The sequence below is a fragment of the Vibrio sp. 970 genome (assembly GCF_033339075.1).
This window is the reverse complement of sequence record NZ_JAWOTW010000012.1, coordinates 1-19,681: the sequence shown is the minus strand read 5'-3', so window position 1 is coordinate 19,681 and position 19,681 is coordinate 1. Positions and strand designations below refer to the sequence as shown.

Sequence of the window (19,681 nt, the reverse complement as noted above, 5' to 3'; positions counted from 1 at the left end):
GATATTCAGCCGATTTTGAGGAGAAAACATGGGACCGTTATGGGTTGACGTTGCGGGGTATGAACTGACCGCTGAAGACAAAGAAATCTTGGAGCATCCTACGGTTGGTGGCTTAATTCTATTTGCTCGCAACTATCATGATAGCAAACAGCTTCAAGCACTTACTCAATCCATCCGAAAGGCGGCTAAGCGCCCGTTTTTGATCGGTGTGGATCAAGAGGGCGGCCGAGTGCAGCGCTTTCGCGAAGGTTTCTCATTAATTCCTGCTGCTGATGAGTACGCTAAACATCAAAATGGTGAAGAGCTTGCTCGTATGGGCGGTTGGTTAATGGCAGCAGAGCTGATTGCCCATGATATTGATTTAAGCTTTGCCCCGGTACTTGACCAAGGCCATCAATGTAAAGCGATCGGTAACCGTGCATTCGGTGAAGATGCCGATACCATTCTTCGCTATAGCACTGCATATATGCAGGGAATGAAGAGTGTTGGCATGGCAACGACAGGCAAGCACTTCCCTGGACATGGTGGCGTGATTGCAGACTCACATCTAGAAACACCATACGACGAGCGCAGTGATATTTTTGAACAAGATATGGCGATCTTCAAAGCGCAAATTGATGCCGGTATTTTAGATGCCATGATGCCTGCTCACGTGATTTTCCCACACTATGATGCTCAACCAGCCAGCGGTTCTGAATACTGGTTAAAACAGGTCCTGCGTCAGCAATTGGGTTTTAAAGGTTTGGTTTTTTCGGATGACTTGACCATGGAAGGCGCTGCGATCATGGGCAGCCCTGCCGAGCGAGGTGCTCAAGCATTGAGAGCTGGCTGCGATATGTTGTTAATGTGTAATAAACGAGAAGCGCACGTTGAGGTATTAGACAACTTACCGGTTTCAACCGTGCCACTCGCGGATGGATTACTGAAAAAACAGTCATTTTCTCCAAGCGAACTTAAGCTATCTCAAGAGTGGAAAGCGGCGAGTGAAGCGATGAAACGCTTGACTAGCTAAACCTCTTGTAAAAGATTCAAAACAGCGATGAGAAGCCAAAGTTAATTATGCTTTGGCTTTTTATTTGACTGTAAATTTTAATTTACACTAAATGTTTTTTATTCTGTACGCTTGTTTTTCTTTTTTAGCCTGTTATCTTGTCGTTAAAGCTTAGTTGTCTCACCAAAGGTTTGGTTGGGTGTAAAAATAAATATACAGGTTAGAGTTATGCAGAAAAGTGAGTTGAGCAATATTAATATTATCGAAGAACAGGTTCTTATTACCCCGGAGGAACTAAAAACCAAGCTTCCTTTGAGTGAAAAAGCACGTCGCTTTATTCAAGAGTCTCGTCAAACTATCGCTAATATTATTCACAAGAAGGATCACCGCCTGCTTGTTGTATGCGGTCCATGTTCTATCCACGACGTGGAAGCGGCGAAGGATTACGCAAAGCGACTTAAAGCACTCTCTGAACAACTAAGTGACCAACTGTATATTGTTATGCGTGTTTACTTTGAGAAGCCGCGCACCACGGTCGGCTGGAAAGGCCTGATCAATGACCCACACCTAGACGGCAGTTTCGATATTGAACACGGTCTGCATGTTGGACGCGAACTTCTGGTGGAGTTGGTAGAAATGGAAATCCCGCTCGCGACTGAGGCTCTAGACCCAATTAGCCCACAATACCTGGCGGATACTTTTAGCTGGGCTGCAATCGGCGCACGTACGACGGAGTCACAAACTCACCGTGAAATGGCAAGCGGCCTGTCTATGCCAATCGGTTTTAAGAATGGCACCGATGGCAGTTTGGCAACCGCAATTAACGCGATGCAAGCTGCGTCCTCTAGCCACCGTTTTATGGGAATTAACCGTGAGGGACAAGTCGCACTGTTAACCACCCAGGGCAATGCTAATGGACATGTGATCTTACGTGGCGGCAAGCAAACTAACTACGATTCGGTATCCGTCACTGAGTGTGAGCAAGAGATGGCGAAATCTGGTCTTGATGCTTCATTAATGGTGGATTGCAGTCACGCCAACTCACGTAAAGATTACCGTCGCCAGCCATTAGTCGCGGAGGATGTGATTCATCAAATCCGTGAAGGCAATAAATCTATTATCGGTCTTATGATTGAGAGCCATATCAATGAAGGAAATCAATCTTCTGACTTAGCTCTTGAAGAGATGAAATACGGTGTATCTATCACTGACGCATGTATCAATTGGGATTCAACTGAGGCACTATTACGTCATGCACATGAAGAGCTAGTGCCTTTCTTAGAAAATCGTCTAAAGGCTAATTAATACAGGATTTAAGGAACATCAATGGCAGTTGAACTTAACGCATTACGCGATCAGATTGATGCAGTCGACAAGCAAATGTTGGAGCTATTGGCTCAGCGTTTAGCGCTCGTAGAGAAAGTTGGGGAAGTAAAAAGCGAACATGGTTTGCCAATTTATGCTCCAGACCGCGAAGCGGCGATGTTAGCTTCTCGTCGCGCTGAAGCTGAAAAAATGGGAATTCCTCCACAGCTTATTGAAGATATTCTGCGTCGAACAATGCGTGAGTCTTATGCCAGCGAGAAAGATTCCGGTTTTAAGTGTTTGAACCCTGATTTACGCTCAGTTGTTATTATTGGTGGTAATGGTCAATTGGGTGGCCTGTTTGGGCGTATGTTCAAATTGTCGGGCTACCAGGTCAAAGTTCTCGGTAGTAAAGACTGGGATCATGCGGATGAGATTCTAGACAACGCGGGTTTAGTCGTGGTCACGGTGCCGATTCATCTAACGGAAGGGGTGATCGAAAAACTGGGGAACTTGCCGCAAGACTGTATTCTGTGTGACCTGACTTCTATCAAATCGAAGCCTCTGCAAGCAATGTTGAATGTGCATCAAGGTCCTGTGGTTGGTTTGCACCCAATGTTTGGCCCAGATGTTCCGAGCCTTGCCAAGCAGGTTATTGTGTACTGTGATGGCCGTGGTCACGAGCATTACCAATGGCTATTGCAACAGTTTGGGATTTGGGGCGCAAGCTTGTGCCAAATCGATGCACAAGAGCACGATCATGGCATGACGTTGATTCAGGCGTTGCGCCACTTCACGTCGTTTGCTTACGGTATGCACCTAAGCAAAGAGAACCCGAACATCGATCAGTTGTTGAAGTTAAGCTCGCCAATCTACCGCCTTGAATTGGCGATGGTGGGACGACTGTTTGGTCAGGATCCGAACTTGTACGGTGATATCATTTTCTCTTCTCAAGAGAATATCGATATGATCAAGCGATTCCATCAGCGTTTAGGTGATGCGGTAGCGATTCTGGATAGCAGAGACAAAGCGCGATTCATCGAAAGCTTTAAGCAGGTGAGTGATTGGTTTGGTACTTATTCTCAACAATTTATGAATGAGAGCCAAAACTTACTCAAACAGGCGAATGATAATATTCATCGCGGCTAATCACGGGTCATTTAGCCGTGCAGAGTCCGAAACAAAAAGAGCAGCGTAAGCTGCTCTTTTTCGTGTTGATGGACAAATCAGTTCGTCGCAGTATTACTCGTATCTTCACTTGATACTGTGTTGATACTGGTATCGCGATAGGGTGAATTGGTTAAATTGACTTGTAGGCGTACAACGTTATCAATCAATTGAACCAAAGGTCCCCATTTCACTTTTTTCTCTTTTTCAAAGACGTCATTGAAGTTTTCTGGTGTCCACTCCATTAAGTATTGAGGGTTGAGTGCTCGTCCGAGGAAGCGTACTTCATAGTGCAAGTGTGGCCCTGTGGAGTTGCCAGAGTTACCGCATTGAGCAATGATGTCGCCTTTACTAACAAACTGACCGCTTTTCACTTTGAAGCGTTGTAGATGAGCAAAGGAGCTCATAAAGCCAAATGAGTGACGAATGGTGACATAGTTACCATAACCACGATTGCTCGGGCGAACGGTTTCCACCACACCGTCAGCCGGTGCCAGGATCTCTTCTCCTCTTTTACAAGTCAGATCGATACCAGTATGAACATGCCTCTTACCTGAAATCGGATTAATACGACTGCCGTAAGAAGAAGAAATTCGTTGGTATGTGACTGGGCTGTCATTTGGTATCAAACGGAACATCGTCGCTCGAACAGCAGAATCGATAGCGGCTGCGTCAATTCGCTCCTCTAACCCCATGCTGTTCTCATCGATCATCAACTCTTCGTCTGCGAGACCTAAAACCGATTCAACGTCGAATACCCGTTTGCCCAATAGCTGAATTTGATTGTTTTTGTCCGTCAAAGACTGGGAAAGCGAATGATTGGTATCAAGCTGTTCTTCGTAAAGAGCCGTCACTTCGGCCTTTTCACTTTCCAGTTTGGCGATGATTTGTGTTAGTTCGTCTTTATTGTGCATCTGCTGCTGATTAAGGTACCACGCGCCACCAACGACGGCGGGTAATGCCAATACTGAAGCAAATACTGCTAGGACCGAACTGCGGCCCAAATAGAACTGCTGATCGCCGTCTTTCGTCGGGATCTGCATGATGATTTTTTTAGACATAGTTATTGTTACTTAAATAGGCGTTCATTTATTTTTCTCCTAAAAACCAGAGAGGTGCTCTAACTCTCGATTCAGAAGGTCGTTATTGCCTACATTCAATTCTATAAATCGTTTTAGTTGGCTAATGCTTTCGATGTCTACCTTAGCGATCTTCAACCTAATCTCACACTTAGAGACATTCACAATTTGCGCTTTTAACGTAATCACTTGTTCGGATTGATCAAATGAAAAAGTCACATGGACTGGAAGGGTTGGATCCAAAGCCTCAGTCTCTTCCACTTTCATGAGTAAACCATGCAAGGAAAGATCTTGAATCCTAGCTTCAATTGCCAAGTCACGTTGTTCTATCTTAGCTGGAGCTTGATGGAGAATACGTGAAAAGCGTCGTCTCTCTGTCATATGAATATTCTCGTCAGGTCGTCAAACAGAATTGAATAGTATATCAATACGAACAAAAAGTGTTCGATTGTTGTTTGAAAAGTGTCGAGGTCGCTACAGAGTGACGTAAGTGCAATGTCATGTTCTTAACGAACGAGACGGGCTAATGAGCTCTTTTTATAACAAAGAAAACAAAGGCCGCTATGATAGCGGCCTTTGTACAAATTACAATCAAACTTTGTGGGTTGCGATTACTTCGCAATACGCTTGTATTTGATACGGTGTGGTTCTGCGGCTTCAGGACCCAATGTTTTCTTCAACCAATCCATGTACTCTGTGTAGTTACCTTCGTAGAAGTTAACTTGGCCTTCGTCACGGTAGTCAATGATGTGGGTCGCGATACGGTCAAGGAACCAACGGTCGTGCGAGATAACCATTGCACAACCAGGGAACTCTAGTAATGCTTCTTCTAGAGCACGCAGTGTTTCAACGTCAAGGTCGTTGGTTGGTTCGTCGAGTAGCAACACGTTGCCGCCCGCTTTAAGAAGCTTCGCAAGGTGGACACGGTTACGCTCACCACCCGATAGTTCACCAATAATCTTTTGTTGGTCACTGCCTTTAAAGTTAAAGCGTGAACAGTATGCACGAGCTGGGATTTCGAAGTTGTTGATCTTAATGATATCAGCACCTTCAGAGATCTCTTGGAATACGGTTTTAGAATCGTCCATGCTGTCACGGAACTGATCGACAGATGCTAGTTTTACTGTATCGCCCATCTCAATTGTGCCCGAGTCTGGTTGTTCAGTACCACTTAACATCTTGAATAGCGTCGATTTACCTGCGCCGTTAGCACCGATGATACCAACAATTGCACCTTTAGGGATGCTGAATGACAGGTCATCAATTAGAACTCGACCGTCAAATGACTTGGTCAGGTTCTTCACTTCAATAACCTTATCACCTAGACGCTCACCTGGTGGGATAAATAGTTCATTGGTTTCATTACGTTTTTGATGATCAGAGCTTTGCAGTTCTTCAAAGCGAGCCATACGTGCTTTTGACTTCGCTTGACGACCTTTAGGGTTTTTACGTACCCACTCAAGCTCTTTCTCGATAGTCTTTTGGCGAGCACTCTCTTGGGAGGCTTCTTGTTGTAGACGAGCGTCTTTTTGCTCCAGCCATGAGGTGTAGTTGCCTTCCCATGGGATACCTTCACCACGGTCCAGTTCTAAGATCCAGCCCGCAGCGTTATCTAGGAAGTAACGGTCGTGGGTGATGGCTACTACGGTACCTGTGTAATCCACTAAGAAGCGCTCTAGCCAAGCCACTGATTCTGCATCTAGGTGGTTGGTAGGTTCATCAAGCAGTAGCATGTCTGGCTTAGAAAGTAGCAAGCGACAAATAGCCACACGGCGGCGTTCACCACCTGATAGGTGCGCAATTTTTTGGTCCCATTCAGGTAAACGAAGTGCGTTTGCCGCACGCTCAAGCGCATTTTCTAGGTTGTGGCCATCTTTCGCTTGGATAAGGGCTTCTAGCTCGCCTTGCTCTTTTGCAAGTGCGTCGAAGTCTGCATCTGGTTCAGCGTATGCTGCGTAGACTGCGTCCAAACGTTTCAGAGCGTCAGCAACGTCAGCAACCGCTTCTTCAACAACTTCACGAACGGTTTTTGATTCGTCTAATACTGGTTCCTGAGGTAGGTAACCTACGTTTAGACCAGGTTGTGGACGCGCTTCACCGTCGATATCCGTGTCGATACCTGCCATGATACGTAGCAGTGTGGATTTACCTGCACCGTTCAGACCTAAAACACCGATTTTCGCACCAGGGAAGAAGCTCAGAGAGATGTCTTTAAGAATTTGACGCTTAGGTGGCACAATTTTGCTCACCCGCGACATGGTATATACGTATTCAGCCATTGCCGATCGTTCCTAAATTAACTGTCATTCAAACCCATCATTTTATACCAAGTGCTTTGTTTTTGTTACCGCATTGCAAGAATTTCCCTAACGAATGGATTTCTTATTTTGAGCTGACCGGAAACTTACACGGTTAGGGTATACACTTTTGTTATTCGTTAAGAATGACGAAGTGTTTTCTATGCGAGTTAGAAACGCTTTGTCTCCATCGTCTTAAAAGTTTGACGAGTACAATTTTTAATACACTAAGTTGCTTTACATGGACATCTGCATTCTGTGTAAATAGATGCATGTGTGAAAATTGCCTTAACATCACATGAACTCTAACAAAACTAGGCTTTAGGGCAGTATATGTCTGGGGAAAATGACACAAATGAGATTCAACGTATCTGAATTGGCTAAAAACGTATGCTGCGCCGCCGCGTTGTGTGCTATGAGTTTGAGTGCTAATGCCGCGCTGAGTTTGGAAAAGCAGCGCGAAGTATATGAGCAAGCTCAAGATTTATTAGATAAAAATGACATCGACGGATACCTTTCGATTCGTCCTAAAATTTCTGACTATCCACTAACGCCTTATGTGGATTACCGCACTTTTATTAGACAGTTACCGGAAAAGTCACCACAACAGGTGAACGAGTTTATTTCTGAGCACGAGTCTTTTCCATTTTCTCGTCGAGTTCGCGCTCCATACCTCAATCATCTTTATAAGCAAAAAGATTGGAAAACCATTACTGAGTTTCAAAAAGTCATTCCTAGTGGTGAGCGTTACCAATGTATTTTCTACGTCGCTCAATTAAAGCAAGGCAAGAAAGTCGCGGCGTTTAAAGGGGCTGAACATATGTGGTTACGTGGCATCAGCATTGCTGATGAGTGTGACCCATTATTTGAAGCATGGGACAAGGCGGGTGAGCGTACCGATGAACTGATTCTACAGCGTATGTTACTGGCGTTTGATGCTCGTAATGGCGGTTTGATGAGTTACTTGCTCAAACTGCCTAAATCCGCGCAGGCAAAGCAACAAGCCAAAGAAATGAAAGCGTTGTTTGATAATCCTTCAAGTGTTGCGGAATTCGCGAAGAAAAAACCTGCGAATGATTTTAATCGAGCGCAAAGTGAATATGCGTTAGAAAAGTTGGCTCGCATGAACACTAGCCAAGCACAAGGTGCGTACGATGCCGTCATTAAAGGACAGAAGTTTTCTCCAGAAAAAGCGCAAGAACTTGCCGACTATATTGCATTTCGATTGACTCGTACGGAGTCTGAGTCATTAGCTAAATGGCGCGATGATAAAACGAAAACCAGTCAGTACTTACCGTTGATTGAAACGCGCATCCGCTTAGCGATTCAAAATGCAGATTGGAAAGGCGTACAAGAGTGGATTGCTGTTCTAAATAAAGAAGAACAAGCCACGCTACGCTGGCAATATTGGCTTGGAAGAAGTGAAATAGCGTTAGGTGATGACATCGCGGGGAAACAGCGTTTAGCAACTCTGCTTGGGCAACGAAACTTCTACAGTGTGGCTGCCGCCAATGCAATCGGGCAATCAATCAAATACCCAACGCATACGGTTAAGTTGGACAAGAAAGTTGTTCAACCCTATCAAGACTCGCTAGCTCGTATCGAAGAGTTGATCGCGACGGATAAAATCGCAGCAGCGAAGAGTGAATGGGCACACTTACTGCGCCGCGTAGGGAAAGATGAAAAGGTGATGTTGGCGGCTTATGCATCATTTAAACGTTGGCATAACCTAACGGTGACCGCGAGTATCCAAGCGCAGATGTGGGATAATATCGAACTTAGGTTCCCAATAGCACACCGCTGGTGGTTTAATTTTTATGCGAAAAAGCACAACATTGATCCCGTCACGATGATGTCTCTCGCTCGACAGGAAAGTGCGTTAGATGTTGAAGCCCGCTCTCCAGTTGGCGCTCGTGGTCTTATGCAGATCATGCCTGCAACGGCGAAGTACACGGCACGTAAATATAAGTTGAGTTATCAAGGTACGCAGGATCTCTACAATGTAGGAAAAAATATCGAAATTGGTAGCCATTATTTGCAAGGTTTATTAGAGGATTACGATAATAATCGTATTTTTGCTCTTGCTGCTTATAATGCAGGTCCTAACAGAGTAAAAACGTGGCGAGAGCGTACCCAAGGAAAAGTGGATGCTTATGCCTTTATTGAGGCAATTCCATTTAAAGAGACGCGCGGTTATGTACAAAACATCTTGATGTTTGAAACATACTATCGTGATCTTTTGGGTATCGATGGCGCGTTCTTGAATCAACATGAGATCAATACCAAGTATTGAGTGAGGTAACTTGATGTCGCACGAACCCGAGTATAAAGACTGGCAACAGATTATTGAGCTAATTCGAACAAGTATGGGCACCCAGCAAGATGACATGCTGTTAACTATGCTGATGTCACGTGATGAGAGAGAGTCATTAATATCACGCGTTAATATAATTAACGAACTTCTTAAAGGAGAATTATCTCAACGTCAGATCAGTCAGATGCTTGGTGTGGGCATTGCCACCATTACTCGTGGCTCTAACGAACTAAAGTCGAAATCTGATGAAGAAAAAGACAAGTTGAAAGTCTTGTTAGAACAAGTTGCGGTATCTAAGTAGACAGTATATCCAATTTGCTTTTAGGCCTTGGTGTTACAAGTGACTAAGATAACGTATTACAAAGGGCGGAAATATCCGCCCTTTTGCGTATCTAGAGACTAGGCTGAGTGTTATAAATTTGAAGGAAAATGCTCAGGGTTTGTGAATGGAATTAAAGCCAGAATCAAGGCTTGGTGATAGACCGAGCTTCGAGTTAGCTGGTTTTGGGTTAGCAGGCTAATAGCGCCACCTTTCTGTTTGATATTATCAGTACCAAACACTTCGTCCATTACATCTCCCAACTCATTCGCATCCTTGAGTTTTTCCAAGACTTTTGGCGGCAACATTAAGCTTGCAGAACGAGATTCACCGCGGTGAGTCTCTGACTCAACCACCATCCAAGCAAACGTCACGTTTGCTTCAATTCCCGCTTCGAGACCGACATAGTAATCCGCGTTTGGCATCTCTACTTTTGCGTTTTTAACGCGGTTTAGCGCACCACGATGAGTTTCTTCATTCGTCATGGGCTGATCTGCGACCTCACTCGGTACACTGATGCCAACGAAGTTGAACTCTTGATGCGGAAATGCATTACGAAATGCACTTTGAACTGCATTAATTTTGGCTGGGTTTAGCGATGCGATTACGACTTTTTGGGTTGCCATGATCTTTTTACTCACTGGTGTCTATTAACTCAATTTTACTTGCGTAGGCTTTACGTTCTCACTCGGGTAACAGCCTAATACTTTCAAGTGTTTAGTGATTTTTGTTAGCTCTTCAAGTGCCTGTTGCATTTCTGTCGAAGCAAGATGTGATGTCAAGTCTACGTAGAACATCTCTTCCCACGGGTTCCCCATAATTGGGCGTGATTCTAGCTTGGTCATATTGATGCCGTAACGTTGCAGCACTAATAGTGTTTCAACCAATGAACCTGCCTCTTGGGAGGTCGACATGATCAATGTGGTTTTTGCTGGAATCTGAGTAGAAACTTCAACCGGTTTACGAGCAACCACGATAAAGCGAGTATGGTTTTCGGTTTGGTTTGCGATGTTGCCTTGAATTGCTTGCAAGCCATATAGCTTACCGCTTGATGCATTACCAATTGCAGCCACATCATCACGATCCATCTCTTGGACTTTCTGCATTGCATCTGCTGTGCTCGCGCAGGACTCCAGCTTTACCCCTTTCATACGGCTTAAAAACTCACTGCACTGTTGGTGTGGCTGAGGGTGAGAATACAGCGTTTTAATATCTTCCAGACGAATGTCTTTTTTCGCAACCAAGCAGTGTTCGATTGGTTGAGTCAGCTCTCCAACGATGTAAAGCGTCGTGTGTTGTAGTAAGTCATACACTTCATTAATAGAGCCTGAGCTGGTGTTTTCGATTGGCAGAACGCCATAATCAGCATGGCCAGATTCAACCGTTTGAGTCACTTCTTTAAAGTGCTCGCAGTTGAGCTCGATAAGCTCTGTATTTTTACGACTGAAGTATTCGCGACTTGCCAAGTGCGAATAAGAGCCTTTGGCTCCTAAAAAAGCGACGCGAGCAAGTGGCTTACGGCTTTGCTGTGGGTTAACGAGATTTTGCAGATAACTTTGTTGAAGCAGAACTGAGTCTTCAATGATGGTATGGAAAAGTTTAGTGATGTACTGCGCGTCAAGTTCGTATTTATCTTGGCCATTAGAAATCAGCTTGACCAATAATTGCTGTTCACGGACGGCGTCGCGAACAGGCTTTGAGGTTTGTACTTTGCTTTTGGCTACTTCAATGCTGAGTTTACGGCGCTCAGACAACAAGCTGAGAAGTTGGTCATCCAACTCATTCAAGCGTAAACGAATTTCTTCGAGGGAAATAGGTTGGTCAGTCATCAATTCTTTCCTTATAAAAAAGCCTCCCGATTTGGGAGGCTTTCTGTTTGTTTTTGACTTTTCTTTCACAAACGAGTTCGCCCCTCCAACTATGGGAGGAAAAAGAAGTCAAAAATAAACAGTGAGGTTAAATGCATAAATAGTGCTTAATTTATGAGTGTTTAAACACAATAAGCAAGGCTGGGGAGAGCGTCAAGCAAAAAAATAGCGCCTTTCGGCGCTATTTCCTCAATCTGTTCAGTTTACTCTTCTTCTTCCACTAGCTCAGGCTTACTTGCACGTCGAGCTTCAGGTTTGTGGGTCAGCTTGTTCAATTGTCGTTCTAGTTTTTGCTCCACTTCGTTGATAGCTGCGTAAAGATCTTCGTGAGTTGCTGAGGCAATGAGCTGGCCTTTAGGAACTTTGATAACCGCTTCGAATTTCTTCTGTTTGTTTGGTTCCTCACTGAAAGTTGCTTGGCAACCAATTAGGTCTACTTGCCATTTCTCCAGTTTTTTAAATTTGCTCTCAATATGAGCTCGGATTGCAGAGGTGATTTCGATGTTTTTGCCAGTGATATTCATTGTCATAAGTGTTTTTCCTCTGTTGCATCCCTCATGGGTTGAGTTCAGATTACCGCTTTAAGCATAAAAAAATGTGATTCAGATCATTATTTTGCTCGGGTTTTTTATGATGAAAAATGAATGTGATCTCACTCAAGAACTTCTGAGATTTATCGTGAAATTGCTTGTTATCGGTTAGTAAATCCGTAGATTGAATAGAGTACTCAGCTGAAAACGGCCTCGTTTTTAGGGAAGTTTTACGGCCTAATATTTGAGGTGGTTAAAATTTAACTACACGTAAGGTGTGATGACGATCACTGAGTCTTTCCAATGAATCCATTTAAAAAGCCGCTTACTGTACAAGCGGCTTTTTACTGTCTGGCATTTGGCTGACTTTTCGTAGCGGTATCATGAAAATGGGGTCTTTTGGGGCTAGTGAAACCCTTTCTAGACTTTTGACTTGGTCCAAACTTTCTAGTTGTTTGTATATTATGTAGTAGCGATTAATGCTTGTGACGTACCCAACCGTTGAGCTTAAACTTTTCCGCATAACGACTTCCACGTTATTAAACCAAACATTAGGATCGTAACCTTGTTGGGCTGCACGCTTACGAATACGCTCTACATTGCCGGGGCCCGCATTGTAAGCCGCCAATGTAAAGTAGAGTTTATTTTGTGCAGTAATATCAGGGTCACTGAAGTACTGCTTACGCAAAAAAGCTAAGTATTTCACTCCAGCATGAATGTTGTTTTCTAATTGTCGAACATTTTTGATATTGATATTCGGATCTTGAGCGGTGCTAGGTAGGACTTGCATTATGCCAACGGCACCTCGACTTCCAACTAGGTCGTTATTAAATCCTGATTCCTTGTAAGCGATTGCAGCGATCAGTAAATAGTCGATATCGTATTTCTCACCATAGCGTGAAAATAGCGCCGCGAGTTTTTCTAGTTGAGCAATTTTCTTAGGGTTAAGAGCTCTGTTCAACCATCCCGTATTATCGATGTATTTACCGTAAATAACGTTACCGAGTAGTGTCCCAGAGCGAGACTTCTGGATGAACTTATTCACGACGGCTTTTAATTTGGGACTATTTTCTCGCATTGCCCAAGCAATTTTGCCATTTTTGCGGATAGGGATTTTTTTGTGAACCCGAATATCATCCATCACTTTCAGCCAAAGCTTGGCTTTATGGCTATCGAGAACAATGGCTTTGACGTAACCATTGTTGAGCATTCCGACCAGCTCATAATCTTGAAGTGTTTCTTCAATAAAGTGCACGATAACAGGCGGTAAGCCTTTTTTGTTTAGTTTCTTATTTAGTGTCTGAATGCTTTCAAAGTAGCTAGAACTGGCGCGCACCCAAACCTCTTTGCCGCTCAATTGTTCGATTTTCGTCATCGTTGGTGTGCTTTTGTTTGTCACTACCCACTCTTGAATACCAGTGAGGATGGGTGAACTGAACTCCACTTTCTGTTTGCGCGTGTCGGTAATAGTCAGGTTGGCGACAACTAAGTCACCTGAACCGTTTTCTAAGGCTGGCAGTAGCTGGTCGCGGGCAACAGGAATAATTTGTACGTTAAGCTTTGGTTTGAGTTTACGAAGGTCTTTTTCGAAATGCGCCAGCAATTCCGCGCCTATGCCTTTTGGTGTGCCGCCCTCAATGTAGTAAAAGCCTAAATCAGCAGAAACTAAGACGCGCAGTACATTCTTCTCCTTGATGACATCGAGGTCCCCAGTATAAGGAGGCTGTTTGAGCGGCGAGATTTGCAGTGCGCAAACGGAAGCAGACAATAGGAGCAGCATAACTGCGCAAAGCTTAGATATCGTCACGTTCACATCCTTTTTATAAAGGGGGGAGGAGAACTTTAAGCATATGTGGAGCTAGGAAGATCATCAAGAAAGGGCTGAATACACTATTGAGAGTAATAAAAAACCGCCACGGTAAAAACGGTGGCGGTTCAGTTTAAAGCAAGTTCAATTACTTCACAGGGTTGAGCTCGATAAGCTTTTCAGTTCTTGCTACGGCGTCTTCCAAACCAAGTTGCTTGTAGGCCTCTAGCTGGATAGTCAGTGACTTACGTGCAGCTTCTGTGTCTGGATACGCTTTTTGTAGCTCTTGGCTGCGATTAATAGCAGCGACCCAAGCTTCACGGCGAAGGTAGAAGTCAGCAGTCGCTAAATCATAGTTCGCTAGACGGTTTTTCAGCGCAACCATACGTTTTTGTGAATCTTCTGCATATGGGCTATTCGGGTAGCGTTGAAGTAGTTTTTTGAAGTCATCAAACGCTTTTTTTACCGGTTCAGGATCGCGATCGCTTCGATCTACGCTGAATAAATCATGCATAAAGTTACGATCTTGCGCCATGTGGCTTAGACCTCGCATGTACAGCACCCAATCCATCTTTTCATGGGTTGGGTTTAAACGCATAAAGCGAGAAATGGTTGCCAAGCCCAAAGCAAGGTCGTCGTTTTTGTAGTACGCATAGATTAGGTCAAGCTGCACCTGTTCTGAGTAGGCACCGAATGGGTAACGTGAGTCTAATGCTTCCAGTTTCTCAATTGCAGAAAGCCAATTACCACTTTGAAGAGAAATCTGTGCGTCTGCATACAGTTCCGAAGGCGGCACATCAGGAACGATTTCTTCTTTGCTTGCACATCCAAACAGAAGGGATACCGCTAAAAGGCCTGTTAAAGTCTGACGTTTCATATCAGGAGTCTGTTCCTTGAATCTAAATATTTCTTAAGCTGCCGTTACTTTCTTTCCAGTAACAGATACAATGACGTAATAGTCTATTTTTTCACAGTCGTGAGCATTAGTCTCACAGTTTTTAAAAAAGTTCGATATGGCTCAGCAGATTGTATTAACAAATACCGTAAAAGATAGCCAGTTAGGTCAACGTTTAGACCAAGCTATCGCCGAATTATTCGCGGACTTCTCTCGCTCGCGCCTAAAAGAGTGGCTGCTTGATGGGAAAGTTCAAGTTGATGGTGAAGTTGTCACTAAACCTCGTACCAAAGTAATGGGTGGCGAGGAAATTACATTGCAAGCCGAGTTAGAAGATGAAGAACGCTGGGAAGCGCAAGATATCCCGCTAGATATCGTCTATGAAGATGAAGATATTATCGTTATCAACAAACCTCGTGACTTTGTGGTTCATCCGGGCGCTGGTACGCCTGATGGCACTGTACTTAATGCGTTGTTGCATCATTACCCTGATATTGCAGAAGTACCTCGTGCAGGTATCGTGCACCGTTTGGATAAAGACACCACGGGTTTGATGGTGGTGGCGAAAACCGTTCCTGCACAAACTCGTCTGGTTCGCGCACTGCAAAAACGTAATATTACTCGTGAGTACGAAGCGATCGCTATTGGTCGTATGACTGCGGGCGGTAAAGTGGATCAACCGATTGGTCGTCACTCTACTAAGCGCACGCTTATGGCGGTAGCACCAATGGGCAAACCAGCAGTAACGCACTACCGTGTTGCTGAACGCTTCCGCGAACACACGCGTATTCGCTTGCGTCTAGAAACGGGTCGTACGCACCAGATTCGTGTGCACATGTCTTACCTTCAGCATCCGTTGCTCGGTGATATTGCATATGGTGGACGTGCTCGCATCCCGACAGGTGCGTCTGAAGAGCTAACGGCAATGATCCGGGGTTTCGATCGCCAAGCATTGCACGCAGTAATGCTGCGCTTTGAGCACCCAATTACGGGCGAAGTTCTTGAGTTTCATGCTCCAGTGCCTGATGACATGGTTGTGATGACTGAAGCGCTTCGTCAAGATACAGAAGAGCACGGCTTACCGGAAGAATTCTAATATGAAGACGATCATTCCGAATTGGCCAGCTCCTAAAAATGTCAAAGCTTTCGCCTCAACACGCATAGGCGGATTTTCGACAGGCCCTTACCAAGGGCTAAATTTAGGTACTCACGTTGGGGATGATTTGTCTTTAGTAGAGAAGAACCGAGCTTGGTTGGCGCAACAGGCAAGCATGCCAAATGCGCCAATCTGGTTAAACCAAACGCATTCAACCGTTGTGGCTCAAGCAAATGAACCAACAACACAGGTGCTTGATGCGGATGGTGTATTTACTTCTTCAAGCCATGTTATTTGTTCAGCGATGACCGCCGATTGTTTACCTGTATTATTGACTAATACACAAGGTACGCAAGTAGCCGCTGTTCACGCAGGTTGGCGCGGCTTAGCAAATGGCATTGTCGAAAATGCGTTAGCGTTGTTTTCTGGTGAAGTGATAGCGTGGCTTGGCCCCGCCATTGGCCCCCAAGCCTTCGAAGTGGGTGAAGATGTTCTGCAAGCTTTTGTTGATTTTGATTCACAGGCGAATCAAGCATTTGCTCCACGCGATATCGACGGTAAATGGTTTGCTGACATGTCGGTGCTGGCAACGCAACGTCTAAACCGGGCTGGTGTGACACAAGTGTTTGATTCTGGACTTTGTACTTACCAAGATAAAGCCTCTTTTTACTCTTATCGCCGTGATGGTAAGACTGGTCGACAAGCAACCTTTATTTGGATCGAAGACTAGCTATAAGCACCAAAGTGCTAAGATGCATACTACTATTTTTGCAAAGCTATCTTTATTCATTCACTCCCTTGAAATTCCCCTCCTGAGTATCCATCTTTCTAACTGTCAAAAGAATTTCCTTTAGTTGAGGTTAGGAAGGTAGATATGCGTCTTGATCGATTCACAAGTAAGTTTCAAATCGCTATCTCTGATGCTCAATCACTAGCGTTAGGGCGCGATCATCAATATATCGAGCCAGTTCACCTCATGGTGGCTTTGCTTGATCAAAATGGCAGTCCAATTCGTCCATTGCTTACTATGCTGGATGTGGACGTAACGCATTTACGCTCTAAATTGAGTGAAATGTTAGATCGATTACCAAAAGTCAGTGGCATCGGTGGGGATGTTCAGCTCTCTAGCTCGATGGGCACATTGTTTAACCTGTGTGACAAAGTGGCGCAAAAGCGTCAAGACTCCTATATCTCGTCTGAAGTCTTCCTGCTTGCCGCTTTAGAAGATCGCGGACCATTGGGGCAATTGCTCAAAGAGATCGGCTTAACAGAGCAAAAAGTCAGCCAGGCAATCGAAAAGATCAGAGGTGGTCAAAAGGTCAATGATCCGAATGCAGAAGAGCTTCGTCAAGCATTGGAAAAGTTCACCATAGACCTTACCGAACGTGCAGAGCAAGGTAAATTGGATCCGGTTATCGGCCGTGATGATGAAATCCGTCGTACTATCCAGGTATTGCAGCGTCGTACTAAAAACAACCCTGTGATTATCGGTGAACCAGGCGTAGGTAAGACAGCAATTGTTGAAGGCTTAGCGCAGCGCATAGTTAACAATGAAGTACCTGAAGGTCTGCGTGGTCGCCGTGTGCTATCACTGGATATGGGCGCACTGGTTGCTGGCGCGAAATACCGTGGGGAATTTGAAGAGCGTTTAAAATCAGTATTGAATGAACTTGCTAAAGAAGAAGGCAACGTCATCCTCTTCATTGATGAACTACACACTATGGTCGGTGCTGGTAAAGGTGAAGGCTCAATGGATGCGGGCAACATGCTAAAACCGGCATTAGCTCGTGGTGAGCTGCACTGTGTTGGCGCAACAACATTGGATGAATATCGTCAGTACATCGAAAAAGATGCAGCATTAGAACGTCGTTTCCAAAAAGTGCTGGTGGATGAGCCGACCGTTGAGGATACCGTGGCGATTTTACGTGGCTTGAAGGAGCGTTATGAGCTTCATCATCACGTCGAAATTACTGACCCAGCGATTGTTGCTGCGGCGAGCTTGTCACATCGCTATGTCTCCGACCGTCAGTTGCCGGATAAAGCGATCGACTTAATCGACGAAGCGGCTTCAAGCATTCGTTTACAAATTGACTCTAAGCCAGAGTCCTTGGATAAGCTTGAGCGTAAAATTATCCAACTCAAAATTGAGCAACAAGCACTAAGTAACGAGCACGATGAAGCGAGTGAAAAGCGTTTGAAAGCGCTTAATGAAGAACTCAATGAAAAAGAACGTGAGTACGCTGAACTAGAAGAGGTTTGGAATACAGAAAAAGCAGCTCTTTCTGGTACTCAACATATTAAGTCTGAGCTTGAACAAGCTCGTATGGACATGGAGTTTGCTCGCCGAGCTGGTGATCTAAACCGCATGTCGGAGCTTCAATATGGTCGTATTCCTGAACTTGAGAAGCAGTTAGATCTTGCAACCCAAGCTGAAATGCAGGAAATGACGCTATTGCGTAATAAAGTAACCGACAACGAGATTGCAGAAGTACTTTCTAAGCAAACCGGTATTCCGGTATCCAAGATGCTAGAAGCGGAAAAAGAGAAACTACTTCGCATGGAAGACGTGCTGCATAATCGTGTGGTAGGTCAAAGCGAAGCGGTCTCTGTTGTATCGAATGCCATTCGTCGTAGTCGAGCTGGGCTTTCTGATCCAAACCGACCAATTGGCTCCTTCTTATTCTTAGGTCCAACTGGTGTGGGTAAAACAGAGCTTTGTAAGACACTTGCGAGCTTTATGTTCGACAGCGAAGATGCGATGGTCCGTATCGACATGTCTGAGTTCATGGAGAAACACTCAGTGGCAAGATTGGTGGGTGCGCCTCCAGGCTATGTCGGATATGAAGAGGGTGGTTACTTAACGGAAGCGGTTCGTCGCAAGCCGTATTCGGTAATTTTGTTAGATGAAGTAGAGAAAGCGCATCCGGATGTATTTAACATTCTGCTGCAAGTTCTCGATGATGGGCGTTTAACGGATGGTCAAGGTCGTACTGTTGACTTCCGTAATACGGTTGTGATCATGACATCTAACTTGGGTTCATCTCGTATCCAAGAGAATTTCGCAACTTTAGACTATCAAGGTATCAAGAGTGAAGTGATGGATGTGGTTAGCAAACACTTCCGCCCAGAGTTCTTGAACCGTGTTGACGAAATCGTGGTGTTCCATCCACTTGGTCAAGAGCACATTAAGTCCATTGCTTCTATTCAATTGGAACGTTTGGCGAAACGACTAGAGGAGAAAGGCTATCAACTAGAAGTTTCCGACAAAGCACTCGACTTGATCGCTCAAGTTGGTTTCGATCCTGTGTATGGTGCGCGTCCTTTAAAACGTGCAATTCAGCAGAATGTCGAGAACCCGTTAGCCAAATCAATTCTTTCTGGTGAAATCGTTCCAGACAAGACGGTGCAGCTAATTGTTACTAATGACCAAATTTGTGCTCATCAATAATTGTATGGATACAGTAAAATTGAGATAAAAATCACACTAAAGGGGCCGTTTGGCCCCTTTTCTATAGTTTTTTAGAGTCTTTTGTCTGTTTTCTATACGAATAAACTGAAAAGGTGAGTTTTTTTAAAAAATGCACTTGTGTTCTTTAATGAACTCCCTATAATGCGCCTCCGTTGTCACGGGAAAGCAAGTGAAGCGGAACCTAAACAACTACGGTTAGTGAGTTAAAATTAACTCGCAGATAAATAACTTAAAAAAGTGTTTGACACGATAAGTTATCTAGCTAAAATAGCCGTCCACTTTGAAGAGAACTTCGAAGTGTGCTCTTTAAAAATATAGACCTATCAATCTGTGTGGGCACTCGTTGATGATAATCCAATTAGAAGCTTAGGCTTCAAATTAGGTTTCAATGATACGAAGTGACCATTGAATCGAAAGATTCAGCACAGTCAATTCAAACATTACTTCTGCTATTTATTAGCGAAAGGAATGTTCAGTATTCATTGAGCCGAACAAAATCTTAAATTGAAGAGTTTGATCATGGCTCAGATTGAACGCTGGCGGC

16 protein-coding genes and 1 other annotated feature are annotated in these 19,681 nt (G+C 44.4%); of the genes, 8 read left to right on the top strand and 8 right to left on the bottom strand.

What is annotated here, in order from left to right; translation table 11 throughout:
• Positions 1-28: 28 nt before the first annotated feature.
• From nagZ to tyrA, 3 genes are all read left to right on the top strand, one after another.
• Complete coding sequence (gene nagZ / locus R7Q11_RS17120; RefSeq protein WP_017821494.1) at positions 29-1,012, top strand: beta-N-acetylhexosaminidase; 984 nt, start codon at positions 29-31, stop codon at positions 1,010-1,012.
• Positions 1,013-1,219: 207 nt separating this feature from the next.
• Positions 1,220-2,296: a 3-deoxy-7-phosphoheptulonate synthase gene (locus tag R7Q11_RS17115; protein ID WP_225466617.1), complete on the top strand. Its 1,077-nt coding sequence runs from the start codon at positions 1,220-1,222 to the stop codon at positions 2,294-2,296.
• Positions 2,297-2,317: 21 nt separating this feature from the next.
• Complete coding sequence (gene tyrA, locus R7Q11_RS17110; protein WP_005381901.1) at positions 2,318-3,445, top strand: bifunctional chorismate mutase/prephenate dehydrogenase; 1,128 nt, start codon at positions 2,318-2,320, stop codon at positions 3,443-3,445.
• Between the two features lie 77 nt (positions 3,446-3,522).
• On the opposite strand, the gene R7Q11_RS17105 is transcribed toward tyrA, so the two are convergent.
• The 3 genes from R7Q11_RS17105 to ettA form a co-directional block, all read right to left on the bottom strand.
• The gene (locus R7Q11_RS17105; RefSeq protein WP_005381900.1) at positions 3,523-4,524 is read right to left on the bottom strand and encodes a M23 family metallopeptidase; all 1,002 of its coding nucleotides are present in this window, start codon (positions 4,522-4,524) and stop codon (positions 3,523-3,525) included.
• 39 nt (positions 4,525-4,563) lie between these two features.
• Positions 4,564-4,923, bottom strand: coding sequence for a PilZ domain-containing protein (locus R7Q11_RS17100; protein WP_031781006.1), 360 nt, complete (start codon positions 4,921-4,923; stop codon positions 4,564-4,566).
• Positions 4,924-5,153: 230 nt separating this feature from the next.
• Positions 5,154-6,821: an energy-dependent translational throttle protein EttA gene (gene ettA, locus R7Q11_RS17095; RefSeq protein ID WP_005381894.1), complete on the bottom strand. Its 1,668-nt coding sequence runs from the start codon at positions 6,819-6,821 to the stop codon at positions 5,154-5,156.
• A 364-nt stretch (positions 6,822-7,185) separates the two neighbouring features.
• Between ettA and sltY the strand changes: the two genes are divergently transcribed.
• Together sltY and trpR are read left to right on the top strand one after the other, a co-directional pair.
• A complete protein-coding gene (gene sltY, locus R7Q11_RS17090) occupies positions 7,186-9,132 on the top strand; it encodes a murein transglycosylase (protein ID WP_005385932.1) in 1,947 nt (648 codons plus the stop codon).
• A gap of 13 nt (positions 9,133-9,145) precedes the next feature.
• Positions 9,146-9,454, top strand: a complete 309-nt coding sequence (trpR, locus tag R7Q11_RS17085) for a trp operon repressor (protein WP_005381892.1) — start codon at positions 9,146-9,148, stop codon at positions 9,452-9,454.
• Between the two features lie 110 nt (positions 9,455-9,564).
• Here the strand turns inward: trpR and yjjX are convergent, their stop codons facing one another.
• The 5 genes from yjjX to bamD all read right to left on the bottom strand — a co-directional run bounded on the left by yjjX (position 9,565) and on the right by bamD (position 14,554).
• Positions 9,565-10,098 (bottom strand): inosine/xanthosine triphosphatase, encoded by a 534-nt coding sequence (gene yjjX / locus R7Q11_RS17080; protein ID WP_005381891.1) that lies wholly within the window; start codon positions 10,096-10,098, stop codon positions 9,565-9,567.
• A gap of 24 nt (positions 10,099-10,122) precedes the next feature.
• A complete protein-coding gene (pheA, locus tag R7Q11_RS17075) occupies positions 10,123-11,301 on the bottom strand; it encodes a prephenate dehydratase (protein ID WP_017636154.1) in 1,179 nt (392 codons plus the stop codon).
• 12 nt (positions 11,302-11,313) lie between these two features.
• Positions 11,314-11,435 (bottom strand) — a sequence feature (Phe leader region).
• A 108-nt stretch (positions 11,436-11,543) separates the two neighbouring features.
• Positions 11,544-11,870, bottom strand: a complete 327-nt coding sequence (gene hpf / locus R7Q11_RS17070) for a ribosome hibernation-promoting factor, HPF/YfiA family (protein ID WP_005381889.1) — start codon at positions 11,868-11,870, stop codon at positions 11,544-11,546.
• A 325-nt stretch (positions 11,871-12,195) separates the two neighbouring features.
• On the bottom strand, positions 12,196-13,677 hold the full coding sequence (locus R7Q11_RS17065) for a lytic transglycosylase F (RefSeq protein WP_318094424.1): 1,482 nt from the start codon (positions 13,675-13,677) through the stop codon (positions 12,196-12,198).
• 148 nt (positions 13,678-13,825) lie between these two features.
• The gene (bamD, locus tag R7Q11_RS17060; RefSeq protein ID WP_005381876.1) at positions 13,826-14,554 is read right to left on the bottom strand and encodes an outer membrane protein assembly factor BamD; all 729 of its coding nucleotides are present in this window, start codon (positions 14,552-14,554) and stop codon (positions 13,826-13,828) included.
• Between the two features lie 136 nt (positions 14,555-14,690).
• Here bamD and rluD point away from each other — a divergent pair, with 136 nt between their 5' ends.
• The 3 genes from rluD (at position 14,691) to clpB (ending at position 19,116) form a co-directional block, all read left to right on the top strand.
• Positions 14,691-15,668: a 23S rRNA pseudouridine(1911/1915/1917) synthase RluD gene (rluD, locus tag R7Q11_RS17055; RefSeq protein WP_005381875.1), complete on the top strand. Its 978-nt coding sequence runs from the start codon at positions 14,691-14,693 to the stop codon at positions 15,666-15,668.
• A 1-nt stretch (position 15,669) separates the two neighbouring features.
• The gene (gene pgeF, locus R7Q11_RS17050; protein ID WP_042521874.1) at positions 15,670-16,398 is read left to right on the top strand and encodes a peptidoglycan editing factor PgeF; all 729 of its coding nucleotides are present in this window, start codon (positions 15,670-15,672) and stop codon (positions 16,396-16,398) included.
• A gap of 144 nt (positions 16,399-16,542) precedes the next feature.
• On the top strand, positions 16,543-19,116 hold the full coding sequence (gene clpB, locus R7Q11_RS17045; protein ID WP_005381873.1) for an ATP-dependent chaperone ClpB: 2,574 nt from the start codon (positions 16,543-16,545) through the stop codon (positions 19,114-19,116).
• Positions 19,117-19,681: the final 565 nt, after the last annotated feature.